16 protein-coding genes are annotated in these 20,009 nt (G+C 57.0%); 10 read left to right on the plus strand and 6 right to left on the minus strand.

The features are described from left to right. Positions 1-116: 116 nt before the first annotated feature. Together FHS92_RS14805 and FHS92_RS14810 are read right to left on the minus strand one after the other, a co-directional pair. Complete coding sequence (locus tag FHS92_RS14805; RefSeq protein ID WP_184081528.1) at positions 117-1,400, minus strand: pyruvate dehydrogenase complex dihydrolipoamide acetyltransferase; 1,284 nt, start codon at positions 1,398-1,400, stop codon at positions 117-119. Position 1,401: 1 nt separating this feature from the next. Next, the gene (locus FHS92_RS14810; RefSeq protein WP_184081529.1) at positions 1,402-3,738 is read right to left on the minus strand and encodes a transketolase; all 2,337 of its coding nucleotides are present in this window, start codon (positions 3,736-3,738) and stop codon (positions 1,402-1,404) included. A gap of 128 nt (positions 3,739-3,866) precedes the next feature. Here FHS92_RS14810 and FHS92_RS14815 point away from each other — a divergent pair, with 128 nt between their 5' ends. Continuing rightward, positions 3,867-4,337, plus strand: coding sequence for an Lrp/AsnC family transcriptional regulator (locus tag FHS92_RS14815; protein WP_184081530.1), 471 nt, complete (start codon positions 3,867-3,869; stop codon positions 4,335-4,337). Positions 4,338-4,717: 380 nt separating this feature from the next. Then, positions 4,718-5,863, plus strand: coding sequence for an MFS transporter (locus FHS92_RS14820; RefSeq protein WP_184081531.1), 1,146 nt, complete (start codon positions 4,718-4,720; stop codon positions 5,861-5,863). Positions 5,864-5,893: 30 nt separating this feature from the next. Here FHS92_RS14820 and FHS92_RS14825 read toward each other — a convergent pair whose 3' ends face one another. Next, positions 5,894-6,661 (minus strand): SDR family NAD(P)-dependent oxidoreductase, encoded by a 768-nt coding sequence (locus FHS92_RS14825; protein ID WP_184081532.1) that lies wholly within the window; start codon positions 6,659-6,661, stop codon positions 5,894-5,896. A 57-nt stretch (positions 6,662-6,718) separates the two neighbouring features. Between FHS92_RS14825 and FHS92_RS14830 the strand changes: the two genes are divergently transcribed. The 7 genes from FHS92_RS14830 to FHS92_RS14860 all read left to right on the plus strand — a co-directional run bounded on the left by FHS92_RS14830 (position 6,719) and on the right by FHS92_RS14860 (position 13,361). Beyond that, positions 6,719-6,994 (plus strand): hypothetical protein, encoded by a 276-nt coding sequence (locus tag FHS92_RS14830; RefSeq protein WP_184081533.1) that lies wholly within the window; start codon positions 6,719-6,721, stop codon positions 6,992-6,994. A gap of 414 nt (positions 6,995-7,408) precedes the next feature. Continuing rightward, complete coding sequence (locus FHS92_RS14835; protein WP_184081534.1) at positions 7,409-8,338, plus strand: fumarylacetoacetate hydrolase family protein; 930 nt, start codon at positions 7,409-7,411, stop codon at positions 8,336-8,338. Positions 8,339-8,654: 316 nt separating this feature from the next. Next, on the plus strand, positions 8,655-9,542 hold the full coding sequence (locus tag FHS92_RS14840) for a fumarylacetoacetate hydrolase family protein (protein ID WP_246352030.1): 888 nt from the start codon (positions 8,655-8,657) through the stop codon (positions 9,540-9,542). Positions 9,543-9,563: 21 nt separating this feature from the next. Then, the gene (locus FHS92_RS14845) at positions 9,564-10,496 is read left to right on the plus strand and encodes a VOC family protein (RefSeq protein ID WP_184081536.1); all 933 of its coding nucleotides are present in this window, start codon (positions 9,564-9,566) and stop codon (positions 10,494-10,496) included. A 69-nt stretch (positions 10,497-10,565) separates the two neighbouring features. After that, the gene (locus FHS92_RS14850) at positions 10,566-11,111 is read left to right on the plus strand and encodes a carboxymuconolactone decarboxylase family protein (protein WP_221231100.1); all 546 of its coding nucleotides are present in this window, start codon (positions 10,566-10,568) and stop codon (positions 11,109-11,111) included. Between the two features lie 63 nt (positions 11,112-11,174). Beyond that, positions 11,175-11,999, plus strand: a complete 825-nt coding sequence (locus FHS92_RS14855) for an SMP-30/gluconolactonase/LRE family protein (RefSeq protein WP_184081538.1) — start codon at positions 11,175-11,177, stop codon at positions 11,997-11,999. 168 nt (positions 12,000-12,167) lie between these two features. After that, complete coding sequence (locus FHS92_RS14860; protein WP_343056745.1) at positions 12,168-13,361, plus strand: MFS transporter; 1,194 nt, start codon at positions 12,168-12,170, stop codon at positions 13,359-13,361. A gap of 157 nt (positions 13,362-13,518) precedes the next feature. On the opposite strand, the gene FHS92_RS14865 is transcribed toward FHS92_RS14860, so the two are convergent. Both FHS92_RS14865 and FHS92_RS14870 read right to left on the minus strand, forming a co-directional pair. Continuing rightward, a complete protein-coding gene (locus FHS92_RS14865; RefSeq protein WP_184081539.1) occupies positions 13,519-15,024 on the minus strand; it encodes a bifunctional 3-(3-hydroxy-phenyl)propionate/3-hydroxycinnamic acid hydroxylase in 1,506 nt (501 codons plus the stop codon). Between the two features lie 64 nt (positions 15,025-15,088). Beyond that, positions 15,089-16,036, minus strand: a complete 948-nt coding sequence (locus FHS92_RS14870; RefSeq protein WP_184081540.1) for a VOC family protein — start codon at positions 16,034-16,036, stop codon at positions 15,089-15,091. Positions 16,037-16,260: 224 nt separating this feature from the next. Between FHS92_RS14870 and FHS92_RS14875 the strand changes: the two genes are divergently transcribed. Beyond that, on the plus strand, positions 16,261-17,250 hold the full coding sequence (locus FHS92_RS14875) for an AraC family transcriptional regulator (RefSeq protein ID WP_184081541.1): 990 nt from the start codon (positions 16,261-16,263) through the stop codon (positions 17,248-17,250). 71 nt (positions 17,251-17,321) lie between these two features. On the opposite strand, the gene FHS92_RS14880 is transcribed toward FHS92_RS14875, so the two are convergent. Then, positions 17,322-19,655 carry a TonB-dependent receptor gene (locus FHS92_RS14880; protein ID WP_184081542.1) on the minus strand — a complete coding sequence of 778 codons (2,334 nt, stop codon included), beginning with the start codon at positions 19,653-19,655 and terminating at the stop codon, positions 17,322-17,324. Positions 19,656-20,009: the final 354 nt, after the last annotated feature.

Here is a 20,009-nt window from a genome sequence, read left to right on the forward strand (position 1 = left end):
GTCCCGAAAAACGACGCCAAATCGCCTCCCAAACGATCAACATCCCGAAAATCAGCCAAGGCGTCGGACCGTAGGCAGACTATTTCCGCAGCCTGTTAAGGAGCATGTCCCCTCTCCTATCCCAATATCGTTATCGGATTTTCGACAAGCTCCTTAAACGCCTTCATGAACTGGGCGGCGACAGCGCCGTCGATGGCGCGGTGGTCGAAGCTGGCGGTGGCGGCCATGATGGTGGCAAGCTTGATTTCGCCGTTCACGTTCCAGGGTTGCGCGATGCCTGCGGCTGCACCGAGGATCAGGGCCTGGGGCGGATTGATGACCGGGAACATCTCGTCGATGCCGAACATGCCGAGATTGGAGAGGGAGACTGTGCCGCCCTGATAGTCCTCCGGTGCGAGCTTGCCGTCGCGGGCCTTGGTCGCCAGCTCTTTCGCCTGCAACGCGATGGCCGAGAGCGAGAGCGTGTCGACGCCCTTGATGACCGGCGTGATCAGCCCGCGGTCGATCGCCACCGCCATCGATATATCGACGCGGCTGAAGCGATGCAGCACATCGCCGCCGAACTGGACATTGGCGTCCGGCACCGCAACCAGCGCCATGGCGAGCGCCTTCATCAGCATGTCGTTGACGCTGAGCTTGATGCCCCGGCTTTCCAGCCCCGCATTTAGCTCACCGCGCAGCTTGAGCAGCGGATCGAGATTGCAGCGCGCGGTGAGGTAGAAGTGGGGAACCTGCTGTTTGGATTCCGTGAGGCGGCGCGCGATGGTCTTGCGCATGCCCGAGAGCTTGACCGTCTCGACCGGCACGCCTTCAGGCGGGGGTGCAATGGCGATGGCTGGCGCGGGCGTAAACGATGCCGGTGCTGATGGAGCCGGCGCGGCAATGCTGGCGGGCAGGCCAAGGTCCGCGCGCACGATCCGGCCATTGGGGCCTGTGCCGGTGATGACTCCGAGATCGATGCCCTTGGCGTGAGCCACTCGCGCTGCGAGCGGGCTGACCTTCACCTTGTCGGCAAACTGCGCGCGGGGAAACGGCGTGCTTGCTGGAGCGATATCCGTCACAGCCGGAACCTTTGCAGCAGGCGGAGGCGCGGCCTCCTCCACCGGGCCGGCGATGGCAGTTACCGCCTCTTCCAGCACCGGCTCTGGAGCAACCTCACCCTCCTCCGCCAGCAGCGCCAACACTGTGCCGACCGCCACATCCTCGCTGCCATCGGGCACGAGGATCTGCGCGACCACGCCCTCCTCGTCCGCCTCGAACTCCATCGTCGCCTTGTCAGTCTCGATCTCGGCAATCAGATCGCCCGCCTTCACGACATCACCCGCTTTCACCAGCCATTTGGCGAGCGTGCCCTTCTCCATCGTCGGCGAGAGCGCCGGCATCTTCAGTTCGGTTGCCATGTCAGTGTTCCAGAAAAAGTTCAGCGGCGGCTTCGACGATGGCGTCGGCGTCCAGCCGGTAAGTGCGATAGAGATCGGGCAGGTCGCCGGTCTGGCCAAAGCGGTCGATACCGAGCGGGCTGACCCGCATGCCCTTGACCCCGCCCAGCCATGACAATGCGCCGGGTGATCCGTCGAGTACCGTCACCAGCCCTGCGCCGGGTGCCAGCGCGGAGAGCAAGGTCTCGGCATGACAGGGCTCATCCGCCCCGCCCGTCCAGCGCGCCGCCCTGTGCGCCGACCAGCCGCGATGGAGCAGATCGGGCGAGGTAATGTTGAGCAGGCCCAAGCCGGGCATATCCTCGGCGAGTTGCTCCCACGCGGCCAGCGCTTCGGGCGCGACCACACCGCTGAATACGATCGCGGCCTCGGCATTGGCTCCGGGCTGCTTTAACCAGTAACCGCCCTTAAGAGCATCCTGCTTCCATGAGTCATCCGCGCGCGCGACCTGCGCAATCGAGCGGGTCGAGAGGCGCAGATAGACGCTGCTGCCGTCGTCGCGCTGCATATGCCCGAACGCATATTCCATCATCACCGCCAGTTCATCGGCAAAGGCCGGTTCGAAGCTGGTGAGATTGGGCTGGCCCATGCCGATCAGCGGCGTGTTGATCGACTGGTGCGCGCCGCCTTCCGCCGCCAGCGTAATGCCCGAAGGCGTGCCGACCAGCAGGAAGCGCGCATCCTGATAGCAGCCATAATTGAGCGCATCGAGGCCGCGCGCAATGAACGGATCATAGACCGTCCCGACCGGGATCAGCCTCGTGCCGTAATGCGAAGCGGACAATCCCAATGCGGCAAGCATCAGAAAGAAATTGTTCTCCGCGATCCCCAGCTCGATATGCTGGCCCGCCGCATGCTGCGCCCATTTCTGTGCCGACGGGATCTTCGCCTTGTGGAACACATCGGCCAGCTCCTGCCGCCGGAACAGCCCGCGCTGGTTGACGAACGCGCCCAGATTGGTGGTTTGCGTGACGTCGGGCGCGGTAGTTACGATCCGGTCTGCCAGTTCATGGCCCGATTTGGCGAGATCGAGCAATATACGCCCGAACACCGCCTGGGTCGAATGCTCCTCGCCCTCCGGCGCCGGGATAGCGGGCACGACGACGGCAGGCGCAACTGGCTCGGGCTTCACCCGTGCTATCGGGCTTTGCGCAACGAATGCGGCAAGCTGCGCCGCTACATTATCGCCAAGTCCGCCCCAGGGTTCCCACTCCTCGCCTTCCTTGATGCCGAGGTCGGACCGCAGCTGCGCGATCTGCGGCGGGTTCATCATGCCGCTGTGGTTGTCCTTGTGCCCGGCAAGCGGCAGGCCATAGCCCTTCACCGTATAGGCGATGAACAGCGTGGGTTTGTCGTCCTGGGCGCTATCGAACGCCTCCACCAACGTCTCAACGCAATGGCCGCCCAGATTGGTCATCAAAGCGGCAAGCGCATTGTCGTCGAAGCTGTCGAGCAGTTTCTTCACATTGGGCTTGCCGCCAATGTCGGCCATCAGCCGTTCGCGCCACGCCGCGCCACCCTTGTAGGTCAGCACCGCATAGTCGGCATTCGGACAATTATCGATCCACTCCTCGAGGCTTTTGCCGCCCGGCCGCGCGAACGCCGCGCGCTGCAACTTGCCATATTTAAGTGTCAGCACCCGCCAGCCGCAGGTTTCGAAGATGTCGTCGAACCGCCGGAACATCCGCTCCGCGGTCGTGCTGTCTAGCGACTGGCGGTTATAATCGACAATCCACCAGCAGTTGCGCAGGTCGTGCTTGTAGCCCTCGATCAGGCATTCGTAAATATTGCCCTCGTCCAGCTCCGCATCACCCATCAGCGCGATCATGCGGCCGGCATCCTCCTCGCGCACCTGACCATGCGCGATCAGATAATCCTGCACGAGCGAGGAGAAGGCCGTCACCGCCACGCCCAGGCCAACGGAGCCGGTCGAGAAGTCGACCGGGATGGAGTCTTTTGTGCGCGACGGATAACTCTGCACCCCGCCCAGCCCGCGAAAGCGCCGCAATTTATCCAGCGACTGGTTGCCGAGCAGATAATGGATCGCGTGAAGCACCGGCCCCGCGTGTGGCTTGACCGCGACCTTATCTTGAGGGCCCAGTGCATGGAAATAGAGCGCCGCCATGATCGCCGTCATCGAACTGCAACTGGCCTGATGCCCGCCCACCTTCAGCCCGTCCCGCTTGGGCCGGATATGGTTCGCGTTGTGGATCGTCCATGACGACAGCCATCGAAGGCGGGTCTCCAGCAGGTCTAGATTATCAATGACATCTTGCCGGTCGGACGCAATTGTAGCCAAGAACCTGCTCCCTAAAGATGGAAACTGCCAGATAATTCAATCAGGCGGAGCATGTCCTTGCAAATTCCACCAACTTTATACTATATCTTGGTAGATCAATCACAATTATTGCATTTTTTGGGTGGATAATGCCAGAAAAGTCGGTTTTGGATTCCACCGATAAGAAGATTCTGCAAATGGTCCAGAGCAATGGGCGCATCACCAATCAGGAGTTGTCGGAAAAGATCGGTCTGTCGCCGTCGCCCTGCCTACGCCGCCTGAAGCATCTGGAAAGCAGCGGCACTATTTCCAGCTACGTGGCGCTGGTCGATCCGCAAGCGGTCGGACTGGCGGTGACGGCTTTCGTCCGTGTCCGCCTCGACCAGCAGGACGATCGACACCTTGCCATCTTTGAGACAGCCGTGGCTAATTTCCCCGAGGTTATGGAGTGCTATCTCATGACCGGCGACGCCGACTATCAACTGCGCGTCCTGGTTGAGTCCCTGAATGCGTTCGAGGATTTTCTCCGACAGAAGCTCACTAAGATCGAAGGGGTCGCGCAGGTCACTACCAGCTTCGCACTGAGGCCAGTAGTATATAAAACGGCATTGCCAATGTAGCTAGAATCCCTCAATGGATCGACCGATCGTGACATCCCGCGAGGGATATCCGGCAGGCAAAGCCCCGTGGCGGAAATCAAGTTTTTCAGACACGCTCGCGCTGTGCATCGCCCAAAAATTGCCGGTTCAAGGTGAGCAAAAACCCTAAAGGCCCAGCACATTTATGTTGGGCGGCATTGTAATGGAGAGCACCGACCTGGCTCATCCCGCGCCAATCGCACGGGCGTGCATTCCGGCTGACCGGCTTCCTCGCCCCATTCGGAAGGATGATCGGGTCGAAAGTCAGAGCACCGGAATGCACAGGGAAGACAACGCGTATCTAAACCCGCTCAGCCATTCTATTCTCCGACCCAACGAACAGGCGAGGGTGAGCATAATCCATGGAAGCACAATCTTTCCGCGCAACCGAAATAGCGTCGGTTCTGGTCATTGCCATTGTCGTTGGAATCATAGCTCCCCTGCAACCACTATTGCTTGGATCGCTGTTGTCCGAAGGGCGGATCAACGGAGCCACGATGGGGTTGGCTGCCACCGTAGAAGGTCTCGGCATCGTCCTTGCAACCGCAATCGGTGGTGCGTGGCAATCCCCGGAACGCCTGCGAGGGATCGCCGCCATCGCGATTGCTTCGGGATTGGCTGCCAACGTCATGACGATCCTTCTACCCGCATCGGGCATCGTTGTGGCTCGCGGCATTGCCGGCGTGAGTAATGGGGTGTTGCTTTGGCTGTTTTTATGCCTCTTGGCGCGTTCGGAGCTACCGACGCGGATTTTTGGCTATTTTGTCGCTGGCAACTCGACCCTAACGTTCCTGATTTCTCTGGTGCTGGGCAAATTTGCTATCGCGCGCTTCGGGGCCGACGCGGGCTATTTCATTCTGGTCGGCTTCTATATCCTGTTGCTGGCGGCAGTGCGTTTTCTCCCCCGTGCGTATGTGCGGATTGCGGGCGGAACCGGCACGGCAATGCCACCGCCCCTCGGTGTGGCGGGACTGGTCGGCATCTGCCTGAGCATGATGGGTGTTTTCGCATTCTGGATCTATTCCATACCGCTTGGCCAACAGTCGGGAATTCCGATCAATACGATGCAATTCGTCGTCGGGATCGCGACGGGTGCCCAGATCTTGGCCGGTGTCGCGGCCATTACGCTGGCGGCTCGTTTGAACGCAACGCGGGTGGTCCTTTTCACTACCGCCATGGAATTGATCGCCGTGGGCGTGACTCTGACTGGCGATAGCGCCTCATTGTGGATACCGGCCCTGCTCGCTTTCGCGTTCTGCTGGTTCTTCAGCCTGCCGTTCCATATCGCCTTTTCGATCGACGCCGATCCCACCCGGCGCGCAGCGGTTTTTGCAGGAACCGCTCAGCTACTTGGGGTCGCGCTTGGCCCGCTGTTAGCGTCTTTGGTTATTTCCCCTGCCGATTACAGCCCTGCCAGATTGGCAAGCATATGCTGTTTTGCCGCAGTATTGCTGATCGCTGCCGTCGTCTGGATGAGGAAGGTGCAGAAGGCGCCGAATGGCGGTTGATCGCCGGAATAGGTGCGCTGGAGCAAACACCTAAAGTGCCGACACACCCCCATCAACCGGGAACATCGCCCCGTTCACAAATGTGGCGGCATCGGAAAGCAGAAAAGCGATAACGGCTGCTATCTCAGCCGGATCGGCGAACCGCGCCGATGGATTACTCGCCTTTCGGCTTTCTAGCGTCGGCCAGTGGGGATCATCTGCTTTCTCTGCAAAAATGGATGCAAGCATTCGCCCCTCCACCGGTCCGGGTGCAACACAGTTGACGCGGATACCGTGCCGGCCCCATTCGAGAGCGCCGCTTCGGGTCAGCCCGAGCACCGCGTGTTTGCTCGCGACATAATGCGCCATGCCTTCCACGCCCTTGAAACCCGCGGTACTGCAAATATTTACAATCGATCCACCGCGCTTCCGGACCAGCGGAATGGCGTGTTTCATGCAAAGAAATACGCCAGTGACGTTCACAGCCATCACCGCAGAGAACATTTCCATTGAACATTGGTCGATTGGAGACCGATTGCCCTCGATCCCCGCAGCGTTCACGATACCGTCAATAGAACCCAGAAATTGCTGAGCGCCGTCCAGGGCTGCAGCGACCTCTTTCTCGACGGTCACATCGCATGAAATGACCTTCAACTGATCGCTGGGAATGTGATCGTCAGGTGTGTGTATGGCGTCCCGGCGCTTGTCCAGCGCAACAACGCGAGCACCTTGATCCCGAAGCAGACGAACAGTTGCCGCGCCGATGTCGCCTGCCGCACCGGTGACTATATAGCCCTTCCCAACCAAGTTTTCAGACATCGATTCTAAATCCACCCTTGATAGCTTCGGTTCGCAATGCAGCGAGATCCCACAAACGTGGCGCGCATGACCATTAAAATCTCAGCGATACTGGGCAGCACCGCGCACAACATCGATCAGATATCGGCTGTCGTCCGCAAGCCCGTCGCCTCGCTAGGCGACATGCCGTTCTGGGCGAATCAGCGTCAGCTTCCGATCATATTGCGCACGCACCGCTTCGCTATCAAGATGCTGGATCTTGAGCCGCAATCCATTGGTTGCGGCGGCGGCCTTAAACAGTGCCGTGTCGCAGTTCGCGTCCAGCGTCAGCAGGCAGAACCCTGTACCAAATGATCATAAAGAGAGTTTCCCTCCGAACGCCAACATGCGGCGCACGATAACCAGGGAGCGACGTTCGGGTATAAGCATCATAGCGAAGGCGGCGGAAGATCCGATCCGTCGCTCAGCATAATCGGCCAACCCGCATAGCGCTAACCATATTAAGCGCCCAGACTTTTGAACTGCCGGGTTTTCTCTTTGATGGTAAAAAAACCGCGCATAATCACGCGCTGCAAAGCCAGCTCCGGTAAATTCCACAAAGCTGCCGTCCCCAAAGCCCTGCAATTGCCGCACGGCCTGGTCGCTTGGACAATCGCGTAATCCAGTTTCAGGTATCTCCCGCAAGGTTTTCTAATCGCCCCAGATTGGCGCTTTGCCTGATAAGAGCAAACGGTAAACCAGCGCACGCGCGTACAATTGGAGAGTGAAATGAAGCTCGTACGGTACGAAGTCGATAGCGAGCCGGTGATCGGCGTCGTTTCCGGCGATGGAATCATACGGATTGCTGATCTGCTACCTGAATTCACCGAAATGCAGCAGCTTGCCGCCGCAGGTCCCGAGGCACTGGACCGGCTTCGTGACAGAATGGTGTCGGCACAGCCCACCGTTGCCCTCGAAGGTGCCAAACTGCTGGCCCCGATGGAACGGCCGCGCAATTTCCTCGCTATTGGCATGAACTATCTTGAACATTGCAAGGAAGGCGTCCGTCTGGGCGTTGTGCCTCCGGAGCATCAGGTCTGGTTCAACAAATCTACCATCAGCCTGTCGCCCTATAATGTTGATATCGATCCTGGCGTGACAAGGATGCTCGACTATGAGGTCGAACTGGGCGTCGCAATTGGCAAAAAGGCCCGCTATGTTTCCAAGGAAGAGGCACCTGCGCATGTTTTCGGCTATTTCGTCGCCAATGACGTTTCCGCCCGCGACTGGCAGTTGCATTCCCAGACCTGGTTCATTGGCAAGTCATTTGAAAACTTCGGACCGATAGGCCCGTGGATCGTCACTCCCGATGAGGTCGGTGATCCGCACACGCTGGGCGTTCGGACGTATGTGAACGGTGAATTGCGCCAGAATTCGAACACGGAGCAGTTGATCCATAATGTCTGGGAAATGATCGAATATGTCTCGACCGCATATACGCTTGAGCCGGGCGACCTTCTCCTGACAGGCACGCCAGAGGGCGTCGGTCACGCGATGATCCCACAGGCCCATATCGGGGTCGGTGATTTTATCCGTTGCGAAATCGACAAACTCGGAGCGACCGAGAACAAGGTGGTTCCCAGCACTGCCCCCCGATATCCCGAACTGGAGCCGCACAAGATAGCCAGAGCACTCGCCGAAGCGGAAGAATGCGTCTGAGGCGCCAGCGGTGAAATTACCTGTTCAGAGAACCGCAAGCGGAGCGCTGGCCCTCCGCTTGCGGTTTAAACCGGAAGAAGTCGTGCCATCGCGGCCAATCCATTCTGGTCAAAAAGCTGCGCTTCAACTGCCCGTCGTTGATCAGGTCCTGGCGATTGACATGCTTCGTTAGTGCCGAACCGGCGAGAAGCAGGCCAAGAACGCCGCGAGCCTGCGCAGGATATGTTTAGTTAGGAAGTGTAAGATGAGACTTGTCACCTTCGACAACGGAACCGGTCCCCGTCTTGGGGCACTTGTTGTGGATAAGGTTCTGGATTTGGCCGCCGCCGCATCGCTGGAGGGAATAACGGATTTTCCTTCATCCATGCAGGCGCTGATCGAAGCCGGAGAGCAGGGCTTGGCTGCTGCGCGCGCTCTGGTCGAAGCAGCACCAGCCCAATCCTTGGCAACTGCGCCCAAAATTCTCGCCCCGCTGCAAAGGCCGATACGGTTACGCGACTGCTGCCTGTTTCTGGAGCACATGGAAGTGTCTGCTGGCAAGATTGCCAAAGCCCAGGCAAAAGCGGCAGGACAACCCGAACCGACACCCCAAGGCCCGGATGGGACATGGTTGAACGAACAATTCTACAAGCAGGTCATTTATTATAACGCCGACCATCTGCATGTTTTCGGCCCCGACGATGAGATTCACTGGCCGGTCCAGCCCGGATGGGCCGACTATGAGCTTGAATGGGCGTGTGTCGTCGGCACGAGTGGTAAAGACATCCAGCAAGATGCCGCACGCAGCCATATTTTTGGTTTCACCATATTTAATGACTGGTCGGCCCGCGACCTGCAATTTCCCTTTATGGAAGCCAAGCTCGGTCCCGGCGAAGCAAAGGATTTCGCGAACAGCTTTGGTCCCTGCATCGCTACGCTTGATGAATTTGAAGATCCCTACAATCTCCAGATGACAGCACGAATTAACGGTGAGGTCTGGTCGTCGGGATCGACCGGCACCATGCATCATAGTTGGGAAGATGCGCTGGTGCAGTTCAGCCGCGGCAAAACGCTTTTTGCGGGCGAGGTTATTGGGTCGGGCACAGTGCTGGGCGGTTGCGGGCTGGAGCTGGACAAGGCGCTCCGTCACGGGGACGTGGTCGAACTCGAAATCGAGCGAATAGGCGTACTGCGTAACCGGGTGCTATTTTCGCAAGGCGCATGATTTTCGAATGGAGAGACGAAGATGGCAGGCGTGACTGGAATTCGATACGTCCGGTATCTGGCACCGGACCTTGATCTGATGGAGCGTTTCCTTACCGACTTTGGACTAACGCGTTCGTCCAGAACCCCGTCTGCTCTTTATATGCGCGGGACCGGCAGCGAACATCACATCCATGTGACGGAACTGGGTGAAAATTCCGGCCCTGTCGGTGTGGGTCTGCGGGTGGACAGCCTTGAGGATTTGAAAGCGATCGCGACGCGAGCAGGCGTGAAGACCGAGCCATCGGACGAGCCGGGCGGCGGCGTTCGTGCCGTGTTGACCGATCCAAATGGCATGAGGGTCGATCTGCTTTATGGGCAGGATAATGTTGACCCATTGCCCGTCCGGGAACCCTTGGTGATGAATGATTCAAAATGCGCGAAGCGGTTGGGTTCGTTCCAAAGACCGCCCAGAGGAGCGTCCCATATATCGCGCGTGGAACACGCCGTGCTTGAAGGACCAAATTACACGGCGGCCAAGGACTTTTATTGCGACCTGCTGGGTATGGAAATGTCGGACAGCCTGTACACAAACGACCCGGCAGACACTGTGGTCGCTTTTCTGCATTGCGGACTGGGTTCGGCCTATACCGACCATCATACAATTGCACTCGCCCAGGCTCCACAGGCAGGTTTTCACCACAGCGCCTTTGTCACGCTAGACTGGGACGATCTGATGCTAGGGCATTATCATCTGAAAAGTCAGGGCTATTCCCACGATTGGGGTATCGGACGCCATATCATGGGCAGCGAGGTATTCGACTACTGGCGTGACCCGTTTGGCAACCGCGTCGAGCACTGCAACGATGGTGATATGGTAAATGACGAGCACGAGGCGGACAATGTCCCGCTGGAGGAGGACGTTCTGGCAATCTGGTCCCCCGCACCCAGCGAGGACCTGATGCCCAGTTCCTGAAGATTGCGGATACAGCGCCCGGCGATTGCCCCGACCGCTTTGGCTGCTCCGGCAAAAAGGAAGAGCAAGATGGCTAGAATCGCGCTTTGTAGAGAAAACGACCTTGGAGCAATTGCGGTCGCCGACGCCGTAAGGGAGCGGCGCGGAGGGTCCTTCCTCAAGATGGACCTTTTGATGCTCCACAGCCCGACATTTACCAAAGGCTGGAATGATTTTAGCCGGATGCTGATTGCCGACCTGTCCTTGCCGACAAGGCTGAGCCAGTTTGTGATGTGCGTAATTGGCATTGCAAACGAGGTTGACTATCAGGTCATCAGTCACGCCCCCCGATTTCTGGCTGCGGGTGGCCGACAAGCCCAACTGGATGCGTTGAAAGACATGCCCGCAACATTTGCTGACGAGGCGTTATTCGATCAGCAGGAACGCGCGGCGGCGCGTCTTGCATTTGAAATGACGCGCAATGTGCAGGTTCAGGATGATACGTTTCAGGCTGCGGTGGATGCCTTTGAAAGCTCCGAGAACATTGTGGATCTCGTCGGCCTCATCGCTGCCTACAACATGGTTTCCCGCTTTGTCGCCGCCTTTGATATACAGGCCGAACATGGTCGGCTCTGAGGGACGGTGACGGGCATTCAATAGTCAAAGCGGACGACACCTTGAGCAAACAGGGAGACCCACATGAAAAAATATTCCGGCATGTTGTGGGGTGAAGGCATAAGATGGCGCGACGGTGCGCTATGGTTGTCTGACACCCAGGGTTCCAAACTGTGGACCGACGCATCCGGCGAATGGCGATCGATACCCGTCCCCTCCCCGTCCAACGGATTATGGTTCCTGCCCGATGGGCGACTGGTTGCAGCTATGATGCACGAACGGCGCATCGGTATGTGGACCGGAAGCGAATGGGGTCCTTATGCGGACCTGAGCCATCTGGATGTGGGTCCGGTGGGCGACCTGATTGGTGACGAACACGGAAATCTCTATGTCGATGATGTTGCCTACTCCCTGCACAAGGGCGAGCAGCCGCGCCCCGGCCGGTTGATATTTGTTTCCGCCGACCGCTCCGCGCATGTCGCAGCCGACGACGTAGCCTTTCCCAATGGTCTTGCCTTTCTGGACGGCGGCCGGACATTGGTCGCGGCGGAGACTACGGCCAAACGGCTGGTTTCCTTTCAGGTTGACGCACCCGGCAAGCTGAGCAGGAGGGAAGTTTTTGCCGACCTTGCCGAACTGGTTAGCCCGGAAGCGGCGCCTGACGGACTGTGGGGAACGGCCGAAGGTGTCTGGGTTTGCACACTTTATGCGCACAAGATTGTGCTGATCAGCAAAGGCAAGGTGGTTCGCACCATCGACACAGGCGATACCCTGCCGGTTGCGTGTTGCACGGACGAAAGCGGCCGTCTTTTTGCGACATTGGCCGATACCGCAGGGCAATCGTTGATGGATGCCATCGCAAACAAGACGATTTCCGTCTCTGTTCATGAATATGACCGCGAACAATAGCCTTTCCAGCACTGGAGCGGCCAATGTGACAAAGGCCAATCATCCCTGAAACCAGTTCGGGGAACGTGGCGGTAACGGAACGCTTATAACAAAAATGCGGGGCGCAACCCCGCCTTGTTGAGGGAGGGTGCCATAGTTATTTTAAACCCGGGTAGCAGAGCAGGCGCTGTGCGCACCAATTGGCGGGCGATTGCCATTTTAGCCTTGGGCTTTGGGCTGGTGGGCATCGATCGTTTTATGATCTCAACCATGTTTCCGGTCATCGCGAAGGACCTGAACCTCAAATACAGCGACATCGGCCTGATAGCCGGCGCGCTCTCGATTGCCTGGGGCAGTGCAGCATTGATCATGGGCAACCGGGCCGATCGACTTGGTCGCAAGCGCGTCCTGATTGGGTCGATGATTGCCTTTTCGTTGCTTATTGGTGCGAGCGGACTCGCGAACGGACTGCTAGGGCTGCTGGCTGTGCGGATTGTGATGGGACTTTTCGACGGTGCCTACACGCCGGCCTGTGTCGCCGCCACGCTGGAATGCTCCGAGCCGCGCCATCATGGTCGGGCTTCAGGCATTCAACAAATGGCGGCCATCCTGTGCGGGCTTGGCTTCGCACCGCTGGCCATTACCGGTTTGCTGCACCTGATCGACTGGCGCTGGGTGTTCGTGATCTTCTCCGCGCCCGGTATCGTAGTCGCCTGGCTTATGGGGCGCTATATTCCAGGAAATGTCGATGAAACCCCAGTTACCGACAGTGACAGCACCGATTGGCGCACGGTGATTGAACAGCGCAATGTGCGTCTGGCGATGGGCCTCATGCTGTGCAATCTTACCTGCATCATCATTGTCAGTGCGTTCCTGCCAAGCTACCTCCTTGATCACATGAAACTGAACTTCAACGAAATGGGTGTCGTGATGTCCTCCGTCGGCATCGGGGCCGCGTTTGGGACGGTAATATTAATGTCCGCATCCGATCGTCTGGGTCGCAAACATGTAATGAGTGGCGCGTGCATTGCCGGACTAATCGCACTGAGCCTGTTTATGAACATGGGCCCGAACCCCGTGGTGCTGTTCATCCTGCTGTTCATGGTGAGTTTCTCAGTTCACGCCGCGATCGCGCTGGCCGTGGGGCCGGTTTCGGCCGAAGCTGTCCCGGCGGCCCTGATGGCAACGGCGTCGGGACTAGTGATTGGTGTGGGCGAGATAGTAGGCGGCGGCATGATCCCCATTGCGGCGGGCTATATCGTCGAGCATTTCGGTATAGAGCGCCTGCTATTTATACCTGTGGGCGCTCTGGTTCTGGCCACGGGCCTCAGCATGATGCTTTCTGATCCACAAGCGCTTACCCGGGCGGATCGGCCGACATGAGCACTGGCTTTGTTTCAGAATGGCGAACATAGGGGGGCGCGGGAACGCTGGTTATGCATCCCGCGACCCTCTCTGTCCGATAACGAAGCCATGCTGACCCAAATAGAGTGTGACAATTTGGGCCGGGCCTCTATCACGCAACCAACAGATCCTGACCTTAGGCGGCGACTGTCGATCCAAGAGCAGTGGCCGCCTGAATGGCCATTGCCTCAATTTCGCTGATGGAGTTCGCCACCCCGATCAAATACCGGTCGGGACGAACAAACATCACTTTTCCACCAACCGCAGCAGTGGCATTCCGCACTGAATCGCAGTCGTCGGCGAGGATCACGACCCTCAAGGCCTTTAATGCGGCCATGCTGGAAGAAGATATGGCAGAAATCAGCGCGGAGTCACCGACCAGAGCAAAGTTATAGCCCACCGCATAATCGAGCATACGGCCATTACTGAGGACAGGCTGAGGCGCGCGCACGCCTGCGGATGTGAAGTTGCCGTCGAACACGCCCGGTCCGAGAGGAGGTTTTGCTTGTTTGTAATCCTCTCGGCCCATGGCATTGAGTTCTTCCGGGCTGGCAGATGCCATCCAGGCGATCTTGTTGCCGACCTCGCCCGCGATCTTCACGATTTCGCGCGCGTGGGGCCGCCGCTCTGTCATGTAAGTATCGAGCAACGCTTCGGATGCTCCGTCCCGTACGACGCGGGCCAGTTTCCAGGCAAGATTTGCCGCGTCACGAAATGCGGCGCATACGCCTTGACCAAGAAAAGGGGGATTCAAATGGGCGGCGTCGCCAGCGATAAGGACCCGCCCCTTTTTCCATTCGTCAGCCACCAGCGAATGGAAGTGGTAGACATCGGCGCGGAGGATGTCATATTCGTCAGGCTGGAACCATTTGGCGATGAATTCGGTAATAGCTTCCGGGCTTTTCACGTCATCCTCGCTCTGGTCCTCTTTCATGGAGAATTCGAAGCGCTGAATGTCTTCCGGCATGGGTACATAAGTGATCGTCTCGTTCGGAGACACTCTGGTCCAGGACTCGCTTTCCAGTTCTACTGGAATGCCTGCGTGTATTTTGATGTCAACGATCATCCATCGCTGGCTCGGCGCCAGCTTTTCCATCGACGTGCCGATATATTTGCGTACGAATGACTTCGCACCATCGGCTCCCACGACATAGCGCACAGAGGTTTGCTGCTGCGTCGTTCCGGTTTCATCGTCGGTGTTCTTGTGGGTAATCACGACACCGTCGGGCAGCTCAGTCAGGTCGATGACTTCACGGTTCAAAAGCGCGGTTGCGCCCTGCTTTATGTTTTTGGCGCGCAGATAGCGTTCCACCCTGGGCTGGAAAAACCAGTAATCGCTCAACCAGCCTTGATCTGTAGGCACCTGACCGATGGCCGAAAATCCCCATACGCGCTTGCCGAGCGCATTATAGACACCATAGTCCTTGGACTTGCTGAAATACTCCGCCAGATCATCCGCAGCGCCGATCGTCTGGAACAGCCGCAAGGATTCGTCATCAAAGTGCGCGGCGCGCGGGCTGGTCGGAATATCTTCGTCCCGTTCGAAAACAATGACGCTAAGCCCCTGTTCCAAAAGCAGATTGACCAGGACAGCAGAACTGGGACCATAGCCCACAACGCCTACATCATATTCATGTTTCATATTCCATCCTCTCCATTGCAGCATAAATTGCGCCGTCGCACATGTTGGAAGGCTGACGACCTGATCAGGAGGCCAGTCGACGGGTGATCTGATTGAAGGTTGCCGGAAAACGCGGAGCCCAAATTGACAGGCTACTCTCTTCAAACGCCGCGCGTTGCGGGCGATGATCATCATTGACCATGTCGCCGTCGACGCAATGTTCGAGCTTGAAGCCGAATGGATCTCTCCAATAATCAAACACTTCACTTCCCATGATGTGGCGTCCTATCCCCCACTCATGCAAATGTCCGCGGTCCCGCAGATGATCGTGGCCCAAGGCCAGATCATCCCAGTCGAGCGTGACAAAAGCGCTGTGATCCACAAAGGTTTCCGGATGTCGCAGCAGCGCCAGGGTATGATGATCGGTGTAGGTTCGACCTAGTCCGCAGTGCAGAAATACAGCGACCGTTTCCTGCTCGTTGCCGGCATAGATTTCGTCCGACGGCTTCATGCCCAGCACGTCCTGATAGAAGCTCAGTGCTGAGTCAAAGTTCGGCCCGGCAAGCACGCAATGTTCCAGACGGACAACATGCGACGGTCCCCGGTCTGGCCGTTGAAGATTGCCCAGACGCCGGGCTTCCCATCCGTCGTTCAAGGTCAGGGCAGGACGAACGCGAAGACATTCCTTGGCTGCCTGACCAAAAACAATGTCTATTTGAAATCCGTTAGGATCAATCAGCTTCGCGATCAGCCCACCGCCCGGTTCCTCCGATTCTTGTACTCTCGCTCCGGTTCTGGCGGAAATCTCTTTGAGCCCTTCCATCGAGGACACTTGCAGCCCGGCACCCAAAGCCCGCGCTTCCCGGCCAATTTCAGTGATATGGATGTGGTGTGTGCCGCCAACCCCCCGCATATAGAGGGCATTTGAAGTCCGATGTGACCGGTTAAGGCCAAAATCGGTCAGAAAACGCTCCATCAGATCCAGATCAGGTGCTTGATAACGCACATATAGGATGCCGCTCACTATCGCCACGTATCACTCTCCCATTAATCGTCACATGGTCAGGACAGCCGCCCCGCCTCATGACCCATTTTCTGAGGGGATATTGCGCGAATTCGATCTGGACGAATAGCTGCTAAAGGTACAAATAAAGGCACTATTCGTTCGGGTTGATTCGTCCTTCTGTCGTCCGGAATGGGAACGTGGAATTGGCGCATAGCTTTGGTGATGATATTAGCTGAAGGGCCGGATGACCGATGAATTACACCAGCGCCCAGGATATTTCCGGTTCGACCAAGACCGATGTGCTCAGCGATCTGCTGTCGTTAATTCGCATCGATGGTTCGGTGCTATCCGAAGTGCGCTGTGGCGGTGAATGGGGCATCGACATGGAATCCGGCAATGGCGTCCCCTTTCACTATGTGACGGAGGGCGAATGCTGGCTGATAAGCAACGAGAAGCCGCGCAAATTGTCCAAGGGTGACATGGTCATAGCGATGCACTGGCCTCGCCACGCGCTCAGTTCTTCGCCCAATGGCCCGCTGCTGACCGCGAGGGAACTGGTGGCACGGAACGAAATGACGTTCTGGACCGGCGGCACGCTTGACAGGCCCAATATTCTGCAAGCTGGCACGGAGGAAAAAGATGTGTCAATCCTGTCCGGCATTTTCTCGCTCAACGGACGGGGAGCCAAGCTGCTGATTGATCAATTGCCTTCGATGATGCATTTGCAGGTGGAAGAACAACATCTGGCGCCGGAGCTGAAGATGGCGCTCGATTTCATCCATTACGAAAGCCAAATCAAGCGACCGGGATATATCGCCGTTGCAAGTCGCCTGATGGATCTCCTTTTTATTCAGGTGCTACGTTCGGCGATTTCTCAACCCGATGTCTCGATCGGGCTGTTGGCCGGATTGGTCGATCCGAACATCAGCCGCACCCTCAGCGCAATTCACGCGGCGCCATCGCACCACTGGACTGTGGCATCCTTGGCGCGGGAAGCGGGAATGTCGCGGACAGGCTTCGCAGAACGTTTCAGGCAAGTCATTGGCGTAACGCCTATTCAATATCTGACGCGGTGGCGAATGACTATTGCGGAAGACCTTCTCGTTCAGTCGAACGAAACAATCGAACACATTCGAACTAGGCTGGGTTATGATAGCGGTTTCGTTTTCGCCAGAGCATTCCGAGCCCATAGCGGGGTTTCACCTAGGGAATATAGAATAGCTCGACGTCAGGCGGACTAGCTGCGACGGATACGAAAAAATCCGGCTGGCCAGCCATCTGCGCTGGCCAGCCGGACAACAAGGCTATCGGATCAGAACGACTTGGTAACACTCAGTCCGAAGGTGCGCGGCGGACCGTAAGCGGCTGTTCTCTGGAACAAAAGCAGATCCGCGTTGGTGTTGGTGCCCACGAAGTAGGTGTCATCGGTCAGGTTCTTGATATAGGCTGAAGCGTTCCAGCTACCGTCCTTCGACTCCCAGCCAAGGTACAGGTTAACCATCGTGCGCGAAGGCTGGGACCGTTCGATATTGTTGTAATGATCGAAATAGATCCTGTCGAACCACGTCACACTTGCCCGCGGCGTGACATTGCCGAAGCCCGTGTTGATCGTATAGCCAATTTCGCCGCCAATCTGATATTTCGGAGCATCCGTAATCTGATTACCGGCGAGATTTTCTTTGCCGCCCACACAATCGGTCGGGTTGACTGTGCAATAGTTGGGATGTGACGGATCGCTATCAAGGAAATTCTTGTACTTGCCGTCCAGATAAGCTCCATTGATTTGTATCATTAGCGCATCCGTCGGTCGCGCAGTGATTTCAGCCTCGACGCCGCGGACCCGTGCCTTGGCGGCGTTGATTGTCACAAGTTGGATACCCTGAACAATATTTTCTTGGAGATCCTTATAATCATAGTTGAACGCTGCCAGGTTGACACGCAGCTTGCGATCGAAAAGGTCTGTCTTGAGGCCGATTTCATAATTCGTCAGCTTCTCCGGACGGAAGGCGGGCTGAATTCCACCGATGTTGTAACCGCCGGCTTTGAAACCGCGCGAATAGGTCGCATAAAGATAAATCCCCTGCGCCGGTTTGAAGCTTATCGTTGCTTTGGGATCGAACGAATGCCAGCTAGTGGACTGGCTTCCCTGCCCATTGCCGATCAGGCCAAGTGCGGGATTGAAGCCCGGCTTCAAGGGGTTGAACGGCACAAATGGATCGAGCAGGTCAACCTGATGCTGTTCAAAAATTGACTTCTTCTCATTGCTGTACCGACCACCCAGATCAAGCGCGAGCTGGTCAGTAAACTGCACGTGAGCTTGGGCAAAGATCGCGTAGGCATCGGTCTTTACCCGACCGAATGAGCCGTAGAACTCATACAGCGTGTTCGGGTCCAGATTGGCAATCGCCGTAGCGACGGCAGGCGGGAAAAAAGGAGCATGAGAAAGCGCACCGGAAAAGACCACGCCCTTGAAACCCACCTCGTTATTGGCAGTGTTCTTCTCATGGAAATAATATCCGCCAACAAGGAGATTGACGGAATCTCCGAAATTTTGCGCAAGCCGAAGTTCAGTCGAAAAAGCGTCTGAGTCCTCGTTGATATATTGCTTGCTCAGTTCAGCGGCTGAGCCATCGATATTCGTGCGCTGCCGAACCTTGAAATTACGATACGAACTTAGGAGCGTGACCTTGGTGTCAGGGGACAATTCAAGATCGGCCTGACCCGATACGCCATAGGTATTGATGCGCAGGCGTGGGCCAAATCCCGCGGCATCCTGCGGTTCGGTGGGAACAGCGGCACCCAGCACTTCCACCAGAGACGCGATGGAAGAATTGCCACGTCCGGCGGACCGATATCCACCCGAATGGTCGTTGACCCTGCTATAGTCCCCGATCAGGGTAAAGGTAAACGCGGAACTCGGTTCGAACTTCAGCTTGCCCCGGACACTGCGCGAGTGCTCGTCATTGACGTCCTCCCCAGTGGTAATATTCTTGCCGTAACCGTTACGATCAACCGTATTGAAGGCAATACGCGCCTGCACTGTGGACGAAAGCGGGCCACCTACGGCGCCTTCCGTTCCGACCAAACCATAGTCGCCCACTGAGCCGGTGAAAAAGCCATTAAGCCTTTCGCCCGGATCGCGGGTCAAGATATTGATCGTACCGGCAATTGCGTTCCGGCCATACAGGGTGCCCTGCGGACCACGAAGCACCTCGATACGATCAACATCGTAAAACCCCAGAAAACCAGCCTGATTACGAGCCTGATATACTCCGTCGAGATACAGGGCGACGCGTGGCTCGCCACCCGGCGCAATCGCATTATAACCGATACCGCGGATCGAGATCCTCGCGTCGGCGGCGATGCGGCTGAAGTTCAGGTTCGGAATGTTCGTCGACAAGCTTTCGACATCTGCAATATGTTTTTCACGCAGGGAATCCCCGCTGACCGCTGAAATAGCGATGGGCGTCGCCTGGACAGAAGACGAACGCCGTTCGGCCGTCACAATGATGTCAACAATGCCGCCCTGTTCCTGATCAGTAGCTGCCGCCGGCCCAGCGGCGGGGCTTGTCGTCTGCGCATACGCACCCGCAGCCAATGGCACAGCCAATACCATCGCAACAGTTGAAAGTAAAAAACCCTTCATGTACACCTCTCCTTTGATGTTTTTTATTTGAAATTATTTATATATTTATGTTCAATAAATAGTGATTTAAATACTATTGATCAAATTTCGGACGCAATCCGATTATTTGTGCGAAATATTATTTAATCGTGGCGCTAATTTGCCAAATTTTGTAATTAAATCTACAAATGAAAACGGGATCAGATCGACAGAATCCGAAACGACGCATTCTATATCAGCACTTTTTGCAGCTTCATTTTGGTCTCGTCTTATCCCTGCGGGTAGATGAGAACTTAAAATTGGTGATACCTCGTTCAATAGTACCAGCGCAGAGCGGTAAGCGCGATCTGTGCGGAGAGTTCAGGATGGCCGTCC

Source organism: Sphingobium subterraneum (assembly GCF_014199435.1).
In the GTDB taxonomy this organism is placed as follows: Bacteria; Pseudomonadota; Alphaproteobacteria; order Sphingomonadales; family Sphingomonadaceae; genus Sphingobium; species Sphingobium subterraneum.

Coding starts and splice junctions, on each gene's coding strand:
- FHS92_RS14835 (WP_184081534.1), top strand. CDS start 7,409: ATGAAGCTCGTACGGTACGAAGTCGATAGCGAGCCGGTGATCGGCGTC.
- FHS92_RS14875 (WP_184081541.1), top strand. CDS start 16,261: ATGAATTACACCAGCGCCCAGGATATTTCCGGTTCGACCAAGACCGAT.
- FHS92_RS14805 (WP_184081528.1), bottom strand. CDS start 1,400: ATGGCAACCGAACTGAAGATGCCGGCGCTCTCGCCGACGATGGAGAAG.
- FHS92_RS14850 (WP_221231100.1), top strand. CDS start 10,566: ATGGCTAGAATCGCGCTTTGTAGAGAAAACGACCTTGGAGCAATTGCG.
- FHS92_RS14845 (WP_184081536.1), top strand. CDS start 9,564: ATGGCAGGCGTGACTGGAATTCGATACGTCCGGTATCTGGCACCGGAC.
- FHS92_RS14855 (WP_184081538.1), top strand. CDS start 11,175: ATGAAAAAATATTCCGGCATGTTGTGGGGTGAAGGCATAAGATGGCGC.
- FHS92_RS14865 (WP_184081539.1), bottom strand. CDS start 15,024: ATGAAACATGAATATGATGTAGGCGTTGTGGGCTATGGTCCCAGTTCT.
- FHS92_RS14880 (WP_184081542.1), bottom strand. CDS start 19,655: ATGAAGGGTTTTTTACTTTCAACTGTTGCGATGGTATTGGCTGTGCCA.
- FHS92_RS14815 (WP_184081530.1), top strand. CDS start 3,867: ATGCCAGAAAAGTCGGTTTTGGATTCCACCGATAAGAAGATTCTGCAA.
- FHS92_RS14825 (WP_184081532.1), bottom strand. CDS start 6,661: ATGTCTGAAAACTTGGTTGGGAAGGGCTATATAGTCACCGGTGCGGCA.
- FHS92_RS14820 (WP_184081531.1), top strand. CDS start 4,718: ATGGAAGCACAATCTTTCCGCGCAACCGAAATAGCGTCGGTTCTGGTC.